14 protein-coding genes are annotated in these 15,866 nt (G+C 74.1%); 2 read left to right on the top strand and 12 right to left on the bottom strand.

The window, feature by feature from the left end; translation table 11 throughout:
- Nucleotides 1-35 precede the first annotated feature (35 nt).
- The 6 genes from AC07FV_RS04010 to AC07FV_RS03985 all read right to left on the bottom strand — a co-directional run bounded on the left by AC07FV_RS04010 (nucleotide 36) and on the right by AC07FV_RS03985 (nucleotide 5,656).
- On the bottom strand, nucleotides 36-800 hold the full coding sequence (locus tag AC07FV_RS04010) for an endonuclease/exonuclease/phosphatase family protein (RefSeq protein WP_479084441.1): 765 nt from the start codon (nucleotides 798-800) through the stop codon (nucleotides 36-38).
- 241 nt (nucleotides 801-1,041) lie between these two features.
- Entirely contained in the window at nucleotides 1,042-1,995 is a 954-nt protein-coding gene (locus AC07FV_RS04005; RefSeq protein WP_053129509.1) for an ROK family glucokinase, read from the bottom strand.
- 54 nt (nucleotides 1,996-2,049) lie between these two features.
- Nucleotides 2,050-2,595 (bottom strand): DUF5304 family protein, encoded by a 546-nt coding sequence (locus AC07FV_RS04000; RefSeq protein ID WP_391967686.1) that lies wholly within the window; start codon nucleotides 2,593-2,595, stop codon nucleotides 2,050-2,052.
- 220 nt (nucleotides 2,596-2,815) lie between these two features.
- Nucleotides 2,816-4,003 carry an ArsA family ATPase gene (locus AC07FV_RS03995; protein ID WP_479084439.1) on the bottom strand — a complete coding sequence of 396 codons (1,188 nt, stop codon included), beginning with the start codon at nucleotides 4,001-4,003 and terminating at the stop codon, nucleotides 2,816-2,818.
- 166 nt (nucleotides 4,004-4,169) lie between these two features.
- Entirely contained in the window at nucleotides 4,170-4,610 is a 441-nt protein-coding gene (locus tag AC07FV_RS03990) for an SRPBCC family protein (protein WP_479084437.1), read from the bottom strand.
- Between the two features lie 248 nt (nucleotides 4,611-4,858).
- Complete coding sequence (locus tag AC07FV_RS03985; RefSeq protein WP_479084435.1) at nucleotides 4,859-5,656, bottom strand: metallophosphoesterase family protein; 798 nt, start codon at nucleotides 5,654-5,656, stop codon at nucleotides 4,859-4,861.
- Between the two features lie 297 nt (nucleotides 5,657-5,953).
- On the opposite strand from AC07FV_RS03985, the gene AC07FV_RS03980 reads away from it, so the two are divergent.
- The gene (locus AC07FV_RS03980) at nucleotides 5,954-7,750 is read left to right on the top strand and encodes an AMP-dependent synthetase/ligase (protein WP_479084434.1); all 1,797 of its coding nucleotides are present in this window, start codon (nucleotides 5,954-5,956) and stop codon (nucleotides 7,748-7,750) included.
- 65 nt (nucleotides 7,751-7,815) lie between these two features.
- Here AC07FV_RS03980 and AC07FV_RS03975 read toward each other — a convergent pair whose 3' ends face one another.
- Nucleotides 7,816-8,958 carry a glycosyltransferase family 4 protein gene (locus AC07FV_RS03975; protein ID WP_479084432.1) on the bottom strand — a complete coding sequence of 381 codons (1,143 nt, stop codon included), beginning with the start codon at nucleotides 8,956-8,958 and terminating at the stop codon, nucleotides 7,816-7,818.
- A 168-nt stretch (nucleotides 8,959-9,126) separates the two neighbouring features.
- On the opposite strand from AC07FV_RS03975, the gene AC07FV_RS03970 reads away from it, so the two are divergent.
- A complete protein-coding gene (locus tag AC07FV_RS03970; protein WP_479084430.1) occupies nucleotides 9,127-10,377 on the top strand; it encodes a glycosyltransferase 87 family protein in 1,251 nt (416 codons plus the stop codon).
- On the opposite strand, the gene AC07FV_RS03965 is transcribed toward AC07FV_RS03970, so the two are convergent.
- The 5 genes from AC07FV_RS03965 to AC07FV_RS03945 all read right to left on the bottom strand — a co-directional run bounded on the left by AC07FV_RS03965 (nucleotide 10,334) and on the right by AC07FV_RS03945 (nucleotide 15,749).
- On the bottom strand, nucleotides 10,334-11,527 hold the full coding sequence (locus AC07FV_RS03965; protein ID WP_479084428.1) for a hypothetical protein: 1,194 nt from the start codon (nucleotides 11,525-11,527) through the stop codon (nucleotides 10,334-10,336). The two genes, AC07FV_RS03970 and AC07FV_RS03965, sit on opposite strands and share 44 nt — an antisense overlap.
- A gap of 67 nt (nucleotides 11,528-11,594) precedes the next feature.
- Entirely contained in the window at nucleotides 11,595-12,605 is a 1,011-nt protein-coding gene (locus AC07FV_RS03960) for a C40 family peptidase (protein WP_479084427.1), read from the bottom strand.
- 213 nt (nucleotides 12,606-12,818) lie between these two features.
- Nucleotides 12,819-13,871, bottom strand: a complete 1,053-nt coding sequence (locus AC07FV_RS03955; protein ID WP_479084884.1) for a C40 family peptidase — start codon at nucleotides 13,869-13,871, stop codon at nucleotides 12,819-12,821.
- Nucleotides 13,872-14,103: 232 nt separating this feature from the next.
- On the bottom strand, nucleotides 14,104-15,447 hold the full coding sequence (locus AC07FV_RS03950; RefSeq protein ID WP_479084425.1) for an NYN domain-containing protein: 1,344 nt from the start codon (nucleotides 15,445-15,447) through the stop codon (nucleotides 14,104-14,106).
- Nucleotides 15,448-15,509: 62 nt separating this feature from the next.
- Complete coding sequence (locus tag AC07FV_RS03945) at nucleotides 15,510-15,749, bottom strand: hypothetical protein (protein ID WP_271415467.1); 240 nt, start codon at nucleotides 15,747-15,749, stop codon at nucleotides 15,510-15,512.
- Nucleotides 15,750-15,866: the final 117 nt, after the last annotated feature.

The following is a 15,866-nucleotide window of genomic DNA, read 5'->3' as shown; positions in this document are numbered from 1 at the left end:
TCCGGTGTGCGGCCGGGCGGGCCCTGCCGTGCGGGTCAGGTCGCGGAGGCGGGTACGTGGAGGGCGGTCAGGACCGGCAGGTGGTCCGTGGCCGCCCTCAGGTCGTCCTCGGCCACCCCGGGGAGCCCGAGCGGTACGCCGCAGCCCAGGACCTCGATGCCCTCCGTGACGAAGACCGCGTCGATGCGCCGGTCCGGCCCGGTGGCGGGGAAGGTGTACTCGCGGCCCCAGGGTGCGGCGGTCCAGCAGTCCCGCAGTCCGTCGCCCAGCCGCCGGAAGGTGCGGCCTCCGGGGCGCTCGTTCAGGTCGCCGCCCGCGATCGCGTGCGTCACGCCGAGGGCGCCCAGCCGGTCGAGGAGCAGACCGGCCTGTTCGTGGCGCTCGTCCGGCTGGAGCGAGAGGTGACAGCTCAGCACGCCGACGCGGGCCGCGCCGAACCGGACGACGGCGGTGGCGAGGCCGCGCCGGTGCCGGCCGGGGGTGAGCGGGAGCAGCACGTCCTCCGTGCGCTCGACGGTGGCGCGCAGCGAGCACAGCAGGGCGGGTCCGGCCGCTGTGCCGCCTCCGGAGAGGAGGACCAGTCCGGACGCGGCGGCGAGCCGGGTGAGCTTCTTGCGCCAGCGGAAGAGGCGGGGGGCCTCCTGGAGGAGGACGAGGTCCGGGGCGCAGGCGGCGATCACGCGGGCGAGGGCGTCGGTGTCGTCGCGCATCGAGCGGATGTTGTAGCTGAGGACCCGGACGACGGCGGAACCGTCGGCTTCGGTGCGGGAGTTGGGGAGCGGTTGGAGCGACGTTGCCATGCCGTCAATTTACGGGACCGCACGGCCGACGCGAGGCGTCCGGCGACGCGTCGAGGGGCCTCGGACGATGTCCTCCGGCGGCACGATGTCCGCCGGCGGCACGATGTCCGCCGGCGGCACGAGGTCCACCGACGCCACGGTGTCCGCCGGCGCCATGGGCGCGCGCGCCCGCGGGGCGCAGCCGCCGATCGGCTCCGCCCCGCGCCCGTCGCTCGGCACCCCCGCACCGGAGGTGCGCCCGTCACATGATCGGGTCGGGTTCCCTGGCCAGGTCGGCCGCGCCCACCAGGCCGGCCTTGTTGCCCAGCTGGGCGGCGATCACGTCGGCGACCGGGCGCCAGTTGCCGCCGACCAGCCACCGCTTGTAGGACTTGCGGATCGGGTCGAGGACCAGGTCGCCCTCGTCGGAGAGCCCGCCGCCGACGATGAAGGCGGACGGGTCGAAGAGCGAGGCCAGGTCGGCGAGGCCGGCACCGGCCCAGCGGGCCAGCTCCCGGTAGGAGTCGACCGCGACGGGGCAGCCCTGCCGGGCGGCGACCGAGATGTGCTTGCCCTCGATGCCGTCGGGCGTGCCGTCGCCGAGCGCGAGCAGCACCTCGGCGCGCTCGGGGGTGGCGTTGGCGCGCTGCTTGGCGTACCGGACCAGGGCGCGGCCGGAGGCGTACTGCTCCCAGCAGCCCTGCGAACCGCAGCCGCACAGCAGGCCGTCCGGGACCATGCGGATGTGGCCGAACTCGGCGGCCACGCCGAAGTGGCCGCGGCGCAGCTTGTTGCCGATGATGATGCCGCCGCCGAGTCCGGTGCCGAGCGTGATGCAGATGACGTTGCGGTGGCCCTTGCCCGCGCCGAACTTGTACTCGCCCCAGGCGGCCGCGTTGGCGTCGTTCTCCACGACGACCGGGAGGCCGACGCGGGCCTCGACCTTCTCCTTGAGCGGTTCGTTGCGCCAGTCGATGTTGGGCGCGAAGTAGACCTCGGAGCGCTGGCGGTTGACGTATCCGGCGGCACCGATGCCCACGCCGACGATCTCGTGCCCGGCGCGCGCGCCCTCCACCGCGGAGGCGATGGCGTCCACGATGCCCTCGGGTGTGCCCGGGGTCGGCACCTTGTGGGTCGAGAGGATGTTGCCTTCCTCGTCGACCACGCCGGCCGCGATCTTCGTGCCGCCGATGTCGACGCCGATGGTGAGTCCCATGAATCCCTCAGTTCGGTCGAGCCCCGCTAAGGGCAACCGTACCCGAGGGGAGGGTCAGTCCAAGTCGATGCGCTGGCCCGGGCCGGTGCCCCCGTCGCCGTCGTCCCGTCCGTCGGCGCGGCGTTCGTCCAGGTCGCGGGGGTCGCGGGGGTCCGTGTCCGCGGCGGCTCCGGCGTCCTTGGCGGTCCAGCGGCTCTCCTGGTTCTGGACGGCGGAGCGATAGGCGGCCAGGAGTTCACCGCCGGCGGCGGCGAGGTGGTCGAAGACGCCCGGATTGCGCTCGATGACCGGTTCGACGGCGGCCCTGGCCTGCTGGACGACCTGCCGGACCACCTGCTGGGCGGCGGGTCCCGCGACCTGGCCGAGCAGCGGGGACTGGAGGCCGGACAGCTTGTCGGCGACGGTGTCGACGAGCCGGCGCAGCTCCTCGGCGGCCGACCCGGGCTGCGGCCCGTACTCGGCACGGCGGCGGGCCTTCTCCGCCTCCAGGTCCTCGGCGGTCGCCGTCGCCCAGGCGTCGGCGTCGGTCGCCCGCACCTCGTCGACCGCGTCGGCCTCGTCGGGACGAGCGGCCTCGGGCTTGGGGAGCTCTTCGCTCATGACGGACTCCTGACTACGGTTCGTCCCTACGACGTTACCCGAACGGACCCGGGGACCGTCCGACGGATCGGGCCACTGATGCGGACGCGCGGCGCGACCCGTCGCCCTGTCGGCTCCCCGGACACCGGGACGGCCGGACACCGGGACGGCCGGACACCGGGACGGCCGGACACCGGGACGGCCGGGCACCCGGGCACCCGGGCACCCGGGCACCCGCGGTTCAGCGTCCACGCGGCCACAGCCGCGGGTCCGGCGCGAACCGGACGGCGAGGACGCCCTCCCGCAGCGCGGCCCCGTCGACGGCGCAGCGGCGCAGTACGGAGGGCAGCGGGACGATCCGGCGGAACGGTCCGGCGGTGACGACCAGTTCGTCCCCGCGGCGGACCAGGTCCACGTCGTCGCGTACGGCGCCGGGCAGCGGGATGTGCCAGACCAGCACCCCGTCCCCGGCCAGCCGGTCGGTGACGGACCACTCGACCGGGGCGGCGCCCGGCGCGGCGCCCGGGCCGGCACCCGGCGCGGCGAGCGCGGCGAGGTCGTCGGCACCGCGCGGGTCGTGCCCGAGGTGGGCGAGGGCGTGGACGTCGTAGCTACCCCGCCACTCCTCCAGTGTCTTGCGCTGCTGGGCGACGGGGCCGGCCAGCCAGCCGTCGGCGGGGGCGGCGTCCTCGGGCAGGACGCGGTTGGCGACCAGCAGGTCGGTGCGCAGGCCGCGCAGGGCGAGGCCGAGGGTGGCGGCGCGGACGGCGTCGTCGCCGGCCGGGCCGGGCTCGGCGACCAGGCGTACGAAGGTGTTCCGGTCGGCGACGACGGCCTCGGCGGCGGCGAGTTCCAGGTCCCAGCGGGCCGCGGCCTCGTACAGCGCCTCGGTGGGCATGGGGACGCCGGCCAGCCGGCCGAGGACGGGGCGCAGGGCGCGGGCCGCCTGCCGCTCGGGCGGGAGCAGGCGGCGCAGGTAGCGGCGCAGTTCCTCGGGCAGGGCGAGCAGGGCGAGGGCGCGAGGCGCGGGCGGCAGGTCGACGACGAGGAGGTCGTGGGCCTCGGCGAGGGCGGCGTCGCGCAGGGCGCGCAGCAGGACGAGTTCGCCGGCGCCGGGGAGCGGGGTGAGTTCCTCGTGGTCGAGGCGGGTGGCGCCGAGCAGGTCGAGGGCGGAGGCGGCCCGGTCCTGGAGGGCGGCGAGGCCGTCCCGGAACCCCTGGTCGGCGTCGGGCCGCCAGGCGGTGAGGCGGGGCTCGACGCCGACCGGGGCCGGACCCGTGGGCACGCCGAGCACGGCACCGAGGCTGTCGTCGCGGTCGGCGCCGAGGAGCAGGGTGCGGGTGCCCGCACGAGCGGCGGCGAGCGCGGTGGCGGCCGCGACGGTGGTACGGCCGCTGCCGCCGGGCCCCGTGATCAGGATGGTGCGCATGGTGCTGAACGGTACCTTCGCGCCCGTCCCGTGCACCGCCTCCGCGCTGGTCGTCGCCGGGGCGGGGCGGGGGGCGGGGCGCCGAGGGCCGACGGAACCGGCGTCCCGCGCGCCGGGCGCGTGCGGTCCGGTACCGCCCGCCGTGGGGTCCGGGCCGCCGGGCGGGCTACTTCGCGCCCGACTCCACCCGCTTCTTCAGCCCCGCCAGCGCCCGGTCGGTGATGACCTTCTCGGCCTTGCGCTTGATCATGCCGAGCATCGGGATCTTGACGTCGACCGTCAGCCGGTAGGTGACCTCCGTGCCCGCGCCCGCCGGACGCAGCAGGTAGGAGCCGTCGAGGGAGCGCAGCATCTGGGACTTGACCAGGGTCCAGGAGACCTCGTCCTCACCGGCCCAGGTGTAGGCCAGGGTCTGGTCGTCCTTGATGGCCCCGGCGTCCATGACGAGGCGCACCTGCTCGGCGCGCCCCTGGGCGTCGGTGGCGAGGACCTCGGCCTCCTTCACCTCTCCGGTCCAGTCCGGATAGCGGGCGAAGTCGGCGATCACCGCCATGACGTCGGCCGGTGCCGCCTCGATGGTGATGCTCGAGCTGGTGTGTTCCGCCATCGCCGTGGCTCCTCCGGATGCGGTGCCGCTGTTGAGGTCGTCGTGCGCCCGTGTCGCGCACGTGTGTGCCGCGTGAAGGCTATCGCGCACGGACACGGCGAACGCCACCACCTGCCCGGGCGACCCGGCCCACCACCTGCACGCCCGGGCCGGCGGCCGAGTCCCCGCCCGGGCCGGCCGCCGGATCCCCGCTCACGGCTCCCACCCCGGCCCCGGCCCCAGCCACGCCCCGGACCGCCCCGGCCCGCTCACCACTCCAGCACCCACGGCTTCCCGGTGGCCGCGAAGTGCCCCACGTTCACGCACTCGGTCGCCCCGATCCGCATCCGCCGCGTCAGCGGCTGGTGCACGTGCCCGAAGAGCGCGTACCGGGGGCGGGTGCGGCGGATCGCGTCCAGCAGCGCCCTGCTCCCCCGCTCGAAGCGCCGCGCCACCGTGTCGTAGACGAGTTCCGGCACCTCCGGAGGGATGTGCGTGCACAGCACGTCCACCTCGCCGACGGCCTCCACCTTCGCGGCGTACTCCTCGTCGTCGATCTCGTAGGGCGTGCGCATCGGCGTGCGCAGGCCGCCGCCGACGAAGCCGAAGACCCGGCCGCCGATCTCCACCCGCTCCCCGTCGAGCACCGTGGTGCCGGGGCGGGCGTACTCGGGCCACAGGGGCGGCATGTCGACGTTGCCGTAGGTGGCGTACGTCGGGGTGGGGAAGGTTGCGAACAGCTCGGCGTACTGCTTGCGCACGGCTCCCTCGATCAGGGTCCGCCGGTCCCCGCCGACGCCCGCCCACAGCCGGGCCCCCAGCTCCCGCGCCTCGGCGAAACGGCGGGCGGTGCGCAGCTCGACGAGGCGGTCGGCGTTCTCGGTGCCGAACAGGTCGGGGAAGATGCCGCGCGAGTGGTCGGCGTAGTCGAGGAAGAGGACCAGGTCCCCGAGGCAGACGAGGGCGTCCGCGCCCTCGCCGGCCCGGGCCAGGTCGCGGGCGTTGCCGTGGACGTCGCTGACCACGTGGACGCGGGTGGTCGTGGTGCCGGGCGGTGTGGGTGCCATGGCGATCAAGCGTAGGCAGCGCGTGCCCCTTGTGAACAGTGGCGGTCGGACCTGCGGTTACTGGCTGGTCGGTTGATCCGTCGACTACTCTGCGCGAAGGAAACCCCATCCGTGTGACGCAGCGAACATCTCGCGGGGACCCCCTGTCGGAGAAGCCATACCGGCGGGTAACGTCCGGGCAGTCCAGTCGTGCTCTGGATTTCAACATGTGAATCCACGAGTACTTGCCCGAGCCTTGGACCGCACCGTCGCATCACACAGTGTCGTGGCGCCGGCGCCCTATGAGGAGCAGCAGTCTTGCGCGAGTTCAGCCTTCCGGCTTTGTACGAGGTCCCTGCGGACGGAAACCTGACCGACATCGTCCGCAGAAACGCCGCGCAGCATCCGGACGTCGCCGTCATCTCCCGCAAGGCGGGAGGCGCCTGGCAGGACGTGACCGCCCGCGCCTTCCTCGGCGAGGTGCAGACCGCGGCCAAGGGCCTCATCGCCTCCGGTGTCCAGCCGGGCGACCGCGTCGGCCTGATGTCCCGTACGCGCTACGAGTGGACGCTGCTCGACTTCGCGATCTGGAGCGCGGGCGCGGTCACCGTCCCGGTGTACGAGACCAGCTCCCCCGAGCAGGTGCAGTGGATCCTCAGCGACTCCGGCGCCACGGCGTGCGTGGTGGAGTCGGCCGGGCACGCGGCCGCCGTCGAGTCGGTGCGTGAGGGGCTGCCCGCCCTCAAGCACGTGTGGCAGATCGACGCAGGTGCCGTGGAGGAGCTGGGGCGCCTCGGCCAGGACGTCACCGACCAGGCCGTCGAGGAGCGCGGTTCGCTCGCGAAGGCCGACGACCCCGCGACCATCGTCTACACCTCCGGTACGACCGGCCGCCCCAAGGGCTGTGTGCTCACCCACCGCAGCTTCTTCGCCGAGTGCGGCAACGTCGTCGAGCGGCTGCGCCCGCTGTTCCGCACGGGCGAGTGCTCCGTCCTCCTCTTCCTCCCCCTCGCCCACGTCTTCGGCCGCCTGGTCCAGGTCGCGCCGATGATCGCGCCGATCAAGCTGGGCTGCGTCCCCGACATCAAGAACCTCACCGACGAGCTGGCCGCGTTCCGGCCGACGCTGATCCTCGGCGTGCCGCGCGTCTTCGAGAAGGTCTACAACTCGGCGCGGGCCAAGGCGCAGGCCGACGGCAAGGGCAAAATCTTCGACAAGGCCGCCGACACGGCGATCGCGTACAGCAGGGCGCTGGACACGCCGTCCGGCCCGTCCGTCGGTCTGAAGATCAAGCACAAGGTCTTCGACAAGCTCGTCTTCAGCAAGCTCCGTACGGTCCTCGGCGGACGCGGCGAGTACGCCATCTCCGGTGGCGCCCCGCTCGGCGAGCGCCTCGGCCACTTCTTCCGCGGCATCGGCTTCACCGTGCTGGAGGGCTACGGCCTGACCGAGTCCTGTGCCGCCACCGCCTTCAACCCCTGGGACCGGCAGAAGATCGGCACGGTCGGCCAGCCGCTGCCCGGCTCCGTGGTGCGCATCGCGGACGACGGGGAGGTGCTGCTGCACGGCGAGCACCTCTTCAAGGAGTACTGGAACAACCCGGGCGCGACCGCCGAGGCGCTGGCCGACGGCTGGTTCCACACCGGTGACATCGGCACCCTCGACGAGGACGGGTACCTGCGGATCACCGGCCGCAAGAAGGAGATCATCGTCACCGCCGGCGGCAAGAACGTCGCCCCGGCCGTCATAGAGGACCGCATCCGCGCGCACGCCCTGGTCGCGGAGTGCATGGTGGTCGGCGACGGGCGGCCCTTCGTGGGCGCGCTGATCACCATCGACGAGGAGTTCCTCGACCGCTGGTGCGCGGACCACGGCAAGCCGGCCGGCTCGACGGCCGCGTCGCTGCGGGAGGACGCGGATCTGCTCGCCGCCGTCCAGTCGGCCATCGACGACGGCAACTCCGCGGTGTCCAAGGCGGAGTCGGTGCGCAGGTTCCGGGTGCTGTCGGCCCAGTTCACGGAGGACTCCGGGCATCTGACGCCGTCGCTCAAGCTGAAGCGGAACGTGGTGGCGAAGGATTACGCGGAGGAGATCGAGGCGATCTACGCGAAGTAGGCCGGCGGGGGGCGCCCATGGGGGCGCCCCTCATACGTTTCCCGGTGCCCCACGGGCACCCCGCGTCACAGCAGGGCCTTCAGGTTCTCCGCGAGCAGGTCCCAGCGCCACTTCTCCTCGACCCAGGCCCGGCCCCGCTCCCCCATCCGGCGGCGCAGCTCCGGGTCGCCGAGGAGGGTGACGACGCGGTCGGCCGTCTGGTCGGCGGAGTCGCCCCGCACGACCCACCCCGTCTCGCCGTCGAGCACGGCGTCGGGAGCCCCGCCGGAGTCACCGGCCACCACGGGCAGGCCGGTCGCGGAGGCCTCCAGGTAGACGATCCCGAGCCCCTCCACGTCCAGTCCGCCCCGCCGGGTCCGGCACGGCATGGCGAAGACGTCCCCGGCGCCGTAGTGCGCGGGCAGCTCGGACCAGGGCACGGCCCCGGTGAAGCGGACGGAGGCGGCCACGCCGGTCTCCCGGGCGAGCCGGCGCAGCTCCTTCTCGTAGGGTCCGCCGCCGACGATCAGCAGGACGGCGTCCGGCTCGGCGGCCAGCACGCGCGGCATCGCCCGGATCAGGGTGTCCTGGCCCTTGCGCGGCACCAGCCGGGAGACGCACACCACCACGGGCCGCTCGGCCAGTCCGAGCCGGGCCCGCACCTCGTCGCCGCCGCTGCCCGGGTGGAAGGTCTTCTCGTCGACGCCGGGCGGCAGCTGCGTCATCCGTGCGGCGGCCTCGGGGGTGAGCGCGCCCGCGATCCGTGAGCGCGTGTACTCGCCGAGGTAGGTGATCGTGTCGGTCGACTCCCCGATCCGGCGCAGCAGCTGCCGGGCGGCGGGCAGCTGGGCCCATCCCGCCTCGTGGCCGTGGGTGGTGGCGACGAGCCGCTCGGCCCCCGCCCTGCGCAGCGCCGGCGCCATCAGCCCGAGGGGCGCGGCCGCCCCGAACCACACCGACGTGCACCCGTGCTCGCGCAGCAGGCCCACGGCCCGCCGGGTCGCGGCCGGCGTCGGCAGCAGCATCGTCGTGCGGTCCCGTACGACGGTGAAGGGCTGCTCGGCGTCGAAGGCGGCGGTGGCCTCGGCGCCCTCCCGGCCCCGCTTCCAGGTGGAGGCGTAGACGACCAGCCGTTCGGGGTCCAGGCGCAGCGCCATGTTGTGCAGGAAGGCCTGGATGCCGCCCGGACGGGGCGGGAAGTCGTTGGTCACGATCAAGGTCTTGCGCACGCCGCCGACCCTACCGAACCCGCCGCGCGCTCCGGGGCCCGGCCGCTCCTGTGGCAGACGCACAGGTGTCCGGGTCATCATGGCCGCAGAGCAGGCGGAACAGGCCGGGCAGGCCGGGCAGGCGGAGCGGGGCAGGCAGGGCACGGCACGCGGACGGGCAGGGAGCACGTGGAGACGACGGACGCGAGGCGGCCCCCGGCACGCCTGCTCACGGCCTGGGGAGCCACACGGCTGGTCCTGCTGCTGTTCGTCCTGAAGATCCTGGTCTTCCCCGGCCCGGACGTCACCAGCGACGTGTCCGTCATCTACCGGGACTGGGCCGGCATCCTGCGTGCCGGAACGTTTCCGCTGGACGACGTCACCTGGCAGTACCCGCCCGCGGCGGCCCTCGCGATGCTCTCCCCGGGGCTGCTGCCCTTCCTGGAGTACGCGACGGCGTTCTTCGTCCTGGCCTGCGTCACCGACCTGCTCGTCCTCGCCCTGCTGTGGTACGCGGGCCGGGGCCCCGGGCGTTCACCGCGCGGTGCGTGGGTGTGGGTGGCGGGGGTGCCGCTGCTCGGCCCGACGGTGTACGCCCGCTACGACGTGATGGTCACCGCCGTCGCGGTGGCCGCGCTGCTCGCCGCGGGCAGGCATCCGCGCCTGGCGGGCGCCCTGGCCGGGTTCGGCGCGCTGCTGAAGGTGTGGCCGGCCCTGGTGCTGGTCGGGATGCGCGGGCGGCGACCCTGGGCCGCGGCCGCCGTGGCCGGTGCGCTGTCGGCCGCGCTGTTCGCCGTGACCATGCCGGGGGCCTTCGCCTTCCTGACCTTCCAGCGCGAGCGGGGCACCGAGGTGGAGTCGCTGGGCGCGCTGGTCTTCCACGTCGCCCGGCACTTCGGCTGGGACGGCGAGGTGCTGCTCCACTACGGCTCGGTCGAGTTCCTCGGCCCGTACGTGGGCGCGGTGAGCACGGCCGCCCTCGCGCTGACCGCCCTCGCGTTCGGCTGGCTGCTGCTGTGGCGGCTGGCGGCCTCGCGTTTCGCGGCGCACACGGCGGCGGACGCGGCCTTCGTGGCGGTGCTGGTGTTCACGGTGACCAGCCGGGTGATCAGCCCGCAGTACATGGTGTGGCTGATCGGCCTGGCGGCGGTCTGCGGGTGCTTCCGGGCGAGCCGGATGCGGGTGCCGGCCGTCCTGGTGCTGGCGGCGAGCCCGGTGACGGTACTGGAGTTCCCGGTCCTGTTCGGGTACGTCGTCGCCAGCGATCCGCTCGGCATCGCGCTGCTGGTCGTGCGCAACGGCCTGCTGGTCGCCGCGGCGCTCCTGGCGGCCCGCGCCCTGTGGCGCGACACGGCCGCGCGCACCGCCCCGGGGCGGACCGCGCCCGCCGGCCGGCTCAGCCGAACTCCGACCGCAGATACTCCCGCCACCGCGCCGTGAACTCCTCCGGCGTGACGCCGAGCACCTCGTCCGTCGCCTCCTCGACCGCGCCCGCCCGCTCGTCGTGCCCGCCCACGGCCCGGTAGAAGGCGTCCAGCCGTTCCTCGCCCCACTGGTCGGCGATCATCCGGCAGGCCAGCCAGCCGCCCTCGTAGGCCCGGGCCAGCTCGTCCGCGTCGGCGGTGAAGCCGAAGTCCTCGTCCGTCGGCAGCCGGGCCGGCACGCGGTCCTCGGACACCGCGCGGGCCAGCTCGGGGGCGGCCTGGTCGGGCGTGCGGCCGCTGCCCCGGTAGCCGACCCAGTCGGCGTAGCCCTCGGAGAGCCACAGCGGAGTGGCGGAGGTGGTGTCGGCGCGGGTGGCGACGTGGGTGGTCTCGTGGGTGAGCACGACCTGCTTGCCGAGGGTGCCGAGCAGCCCGTACGCGTCGGGGTTGACGATGATCCGGTCCGCGGGCGCCCGCTCCCGGCCGCCCGTCTCCCCGGTGGTGACCGCGGCGATGCCCCGGTAGGAGGAGGCGGGCGAGCCGAGCAGGCCCGCCATGCCCTCCACCGACTCCGGGACGACCACGACGACCCGCCGGGCCCAGTCGCCGTCCCAGGCCGCGGAGACGGCGGGCACCGCCCGGTCGGCCAGGTCCGCGAAGCGGCGCAGCGTTCCCGCGGACTGCCCGACGCCGAGCACGAGGCTGTGCGTCCCCCGGACGGCCCGCACCGCTCCCTGGTCCCACGGCTGCTGGCCGGACTCCTCGGCGGGCCGCTCGGACTCCACGGTCCACCGGCCGCCGGCGCCGTCCCGGCTCAGCCGCACGGTGCGGCCGGCGGTGACGGCGCCCCGGTCGTAGCCGGCCACGCGGTAGCTCAGCTCCACGTCCGCGGTGGCCGTGTCACCGGTGCGGTCCATGTCCCGCACGCGGTACGCGAACGCGGCCAGCGGCACCTCGCTCAGGTGGTCGAAGGCGCCCGCGGCGCCCGTGCCCGCGTAGGCGGCCCGGTCGTGGCCCAGGACGGCGGCCGCACGGCGGTCCAGCACCCCCTGCACCTCGGCCCGGGCCGGGTCGGCGGCGGTCCGGCCGCCGCAGGCCACCAGGGAGACCAGCAGCAGGCACAACGCCACCACCGAGGAACCCGACACCCGCCTTCGACCGGCCATCCTCCCGATCGTACGGGCGCGGCGCCGCCGGCGGCGGCCGTCGGGGGCACTTCGGCCACCGAGCGGATCACACCCGGGTGACGGACGAGACCGGCATCATGCCGACCGGGTCGTAGCGGACGGGGGCGCCGGGGTAGGGGGCGTGGATCACCTGGCCGTTGCCGACGTACATGCCGATGTGGCTGGCATCGTCCCGGTAGGCGACCAGGTCGCCCGGGCGCGCGTCGGCCAGGGAGACCCGCCGGCCCGCTCCGGACTGCGCCTGCGAGGTGCGCGGCAGCCCCACCCCGGCCTGCGCGTACGACCACTGGGTCAGGCCCGAGCAGTCGAACCCGCCGGGGCCGTTGGAGCCCCAGACGTAGGGCTTGCCGAGGGCGGAGCGGGCGGCGGCGACGGCGGCCGCGGCGCGCCCGGAGGCGGCGGACCCTCCGGGGCCGGTCAGGTCGGTCCGGCCGGAGCGGGAGCCGCGGTCGTAGGCGGCGCGTTCCTCGTCCGGCAGCGAGGCGAGCAGTTCGCGGGCCTCGGCGAGCTTGCGCTCCACGGTCCGCTTGTGGGCGGCGACGGCCTTTTGGCCCTTCTCCAGCTCGGTGAGCTTCCGGCCGGCCTCCGCCCGGTCCTGCGCGAGTTCGCGCAGGGCGTCCTGGAGCTCCCTCAGCTCACCCGCCTGGTGGGTGGTGATCCGGTCCAGCACGGAGGCCTTGTCCAGGTAGTCGTCCGGGTCGGCGGAGAGCAGCAGTGCCAGCGACGGGTCGACGCCCCCGGAGCGGTACTGGGCGCCGGCCAGCGAACCGAGCGCCTCCCGCATGGTGTTGATCCGCTCCTGCTGCCGGGCGATCGCGTCCTGCGCGGTGCCGATCTCCTCGCGCAGGGCGTCGGTGCGCGCGTCGGCCTTGTTGTAGGCCTCGGTCGCCCGCTCCGCCTCCGTGTGGAGCCGGTCCACCTCCGCCCGCCGGTCGTCGTGCGGGGCGGCCGTGGCCGGTACGGCGCCGAGGACCGCGGCGGCGACGGAGAGGAGGCCGACGGCGACGGTGGCGCCGCGGTCGGACCCGGATGGTGCAAGGCGGCGATGGGACCCCACGGGAAGCCGCACTCCTTCCGCTGACGGACGGGAAACGCGGCAGACAGTAACCCCGCGGCGGGGTACCGGCCAACGACCTGTGGCGGCCCGCAGCACGACGCCCCGCCGCTGACGCAGGTCACCGGCGGGGCGAGGGGGTCGGAGCGCCTCACCGTGATTCGCCCGAACGGGCGGTACGGCGGGGCTGATTCCGGGGTCGGGCGTGACGTCGGGTCAGACCCGCACGCCGAACATGAACGGGCCGCCGATGGTGCCCATCGACTCGTAGCGGACGACCGTGCCGGTGCGCGGCGCGTGCAGCACCTGGCCGTTGCCGGCGTAGAGGCCGACGTGGTGCAGGTCGTTGAAGAAGAAGACCAGGTCGCCGACCTGGAGCTGGCTCTGCGAGTAGATCCGCGTGCCCGCGCCGGTCTGCGACTCGGAGGTGCGCGGGATGGCGACGTCGGCCTGGGCGTAGGCCCACTGGGTCAGGCCCGAGCAGTCGAAGGAGGACGGGCCGGTGGCGCCGTAGACGTAGGGCGTGCCGAGCTTGCTCTGGGCGGCGGCGAAGGCGGCGGCGGCGCGGCCGGAGGCGGGCTTGCCGGAGGGGCCGTCGGTGCTGGCGAGGACCTCGCGCTCGCTGCTGCGGGTGGAGCGCTGCTCCTCGGCCTGGAGCGCGGCCTTCTCCGCCGCGGTGAGGCTGTTGAGCAGCTTCTGTGCGGAGGAGAGCTTGCCCTGGACTTCCTTCTTCTTCTTGCCCAGCTCGGTGCGGGTGGAGGCGAGGTCCTTGAGCTTCTCGGTCGCCTCGGAGCGCTGCTGGGAGAGGTCGCGCTGCTTGGTCTGGATCTTCTTCAGCGCCTCGACCTGCTGACCGCTCAGCTGGTCGAGCGTGGAGGCCTTGTCCAGGTAGTCGTCCGGGTCGGCGGAGAGGAAGAGCTGGAGGGAGGGGTCGATCCCGCCCGAGCGGTACTGGGCACTGGCCATCGAACCGAGGCCGTCGCGCAGCTCGTTGAGCTCCTCCTGGCCGCGGGCGACGTTGTCCTGGATCGTGGAGATCTCCTTCTGGAGCTTCTCCTGCTTCTCCTTGGCGCCGTTGTACTTCTCGGTGGCCTTCTCGGCCTCCTGGTAGAGCTTGTCGACCTTGGTCTTGACCTCGTCCTTGCTCGGCTTCTCGCTCGGGGCGGCGTTGGCGGCCTGGGTGCTGAGAGCGACAGCTGCGGCGGCAGCGGTGGTGAGCACGGTCACGCGCGTGCGGCTCGGCTGCTTGGGACGACGGTGGGACGCCACGGAGACGAGCTCCTTCTTGAGAGGGATCACCCGTTCGAGGGTTCGATGGCTGACCCTAGTGACCCACTCGTGATGAGTTCAAATCCTCCGACGAAAAATCCTGGTTACGCACCGCATTCTTTGCCGTAACTCACATGCAGTAATCCCCACTTGACACTACGTTGTGTGACGGTTCCGTCAATTCAGGCATAGAACACCTACGTTGCGGTTGCCACGAAAGTGAACCAGGAGGTCAGGAAAGCCGCTTGAGGAGCACCGCGGATGCCACCGGGCGTGCGCCCGCGCGCGCCACCCCGTCGGCGACCTCGCGGTCGGTGGAGACGACGATGACCGGCCGGCCCGGCGGCTCGGCGCGCACCAGCTGGCGGATCAGCTCGTCGGCGGTGACGCCGGGCTTGGAGAACAGCACCCGCACCCCGCGCGGCGGCGCCAGCAGCACCGGCGCGGCCAGCTCGGCGCCGTCGAAGACACAGGTCATCTCGGCGCCGGTCTGCGCGGCGAGCTGCGAGAGCTGGCCGAGCAGGCGCAACCGCTGCTTCTCCAGCGGCATCTGCGGATAGCCGGTCTTGGTGACGTTGTAGCCGTCGACGACCAGGTGGGCCTGGGGCAGCGCGAGCAACTGGTCGAGGATGGCGGGGTCGTTCTCGGACAGGGCGCGCGCGGCGATGTCCTTGGGTGTCATGCGGCCGGGTTCCACGGCGTCGACGGTCTCGGCGGGCCGCACCGACACCGGGGGCAGCGCGAGTTCCCGGCGCAGCCCCTGGGTGGCGTCCAGCAGGGTGTCCAGCAGCAGCCGCACCCGCATGTCCTCGACGCTGCGTCCCTCCCGGGCCGCCTTGCGGGTGGCCTCCAGGGCCGCCTCCGCCTCCCCGAGCCGGGTCTTGAGCCGCCGGGACTCGCTCTCGGCCGCGGACACCTGGGCGTGCGTCTCGGCGCGGACCGCGTCGATCTCCTCGCGCACCTTGCGCAGGGCCGCCTCGCCCCGCTTGACGTCGCTGAGGGCGGAGCGCAGCTTGCGGTGCAGCGACTCGCCCTCCTTCTTCGCCGCGTCCAGCTCGGCGCGGAGCCGCTCGGTCTCGGTCCGGGTGTGCTCCCGGGCCCGGGCCAGCTCCGCGTGCAGCCGCTCCAGCTCGGCGCGGCTCTCCTCGTCGGCGCGCTCGGCGTCGGCGCGCTGCGCCTCCTCGCCGGCGGCGGCCACCAGCTTCACCCAGCCGTGCGGCCGCAGCACGTAGGCCGCGGCCGCCACGTCGAGCGGGTCCGCGGCCGGTGGCGGGGAGCCGGAGTCCAGGGCACCGGCCAGTTCCGGCTGGGCCTCTCTGAACTTCTCCCCGATGCGCTGGCGGAAGAGGGTGTCGGTCTCGACGGCCGCGGCCATCGCGTTGCCGGCGAACTTGGCCCTGCGGTTGGGGGCGAACCGTGCGTACTGTCTCAGCTGCGCCGGCAGCTCGCCGAGCGTGAGTCCGCCGAAGCCGTCGGACACGATCTGCACGACCCGGCGGCGCACGCCGTCGGGCAGCGGACGGTCGAGCACCTCGGCGGCGCCGTCGCCCGGCCCCCCGCCTTGTGTCTCCACCATCCGTCACCCCAATGTCTCAGGGCGACCCCGGTCCGGGATCGCCTGGTGCGGGGCCGCTCCCGTCAGGAGGCGGCACCCGGCCTGTCCACGAGTTCCACCTGGTCCACGGCGTTGCACCAGCGGCACCGCACCGACTCGATGGTCTCACTGAGCACCTCGCGCTCCTCCACCTCGGGCTCGCCGGCCAGGTCGAGGTGCACGTACTCGACGACCTTGGAGGCCCGGGTCACGTCGAAGCGGGTGAGGTTGCCGCAGAGGGTGCAGCGCCACCGCGTCGTGTCGGTCGGCAGGGGAACCGTCATCGTGGCTGTTCGCTCTCTTCCAGTGTCGGTGACGCGCCGGGCCGCCCCGGCGCGTGTGGCTCGTAACCCTACGGCCTGGCGGGTACCCGACGCCCGCGTGTCCACGGCGGCGAGGCG

It is taken from the genome of Streptomyces sp. NPDC045956 (assembly GCF_056430705.1).
This window is presented reverse-complemented; position numbering and strand designations above follow the sequence as displayed.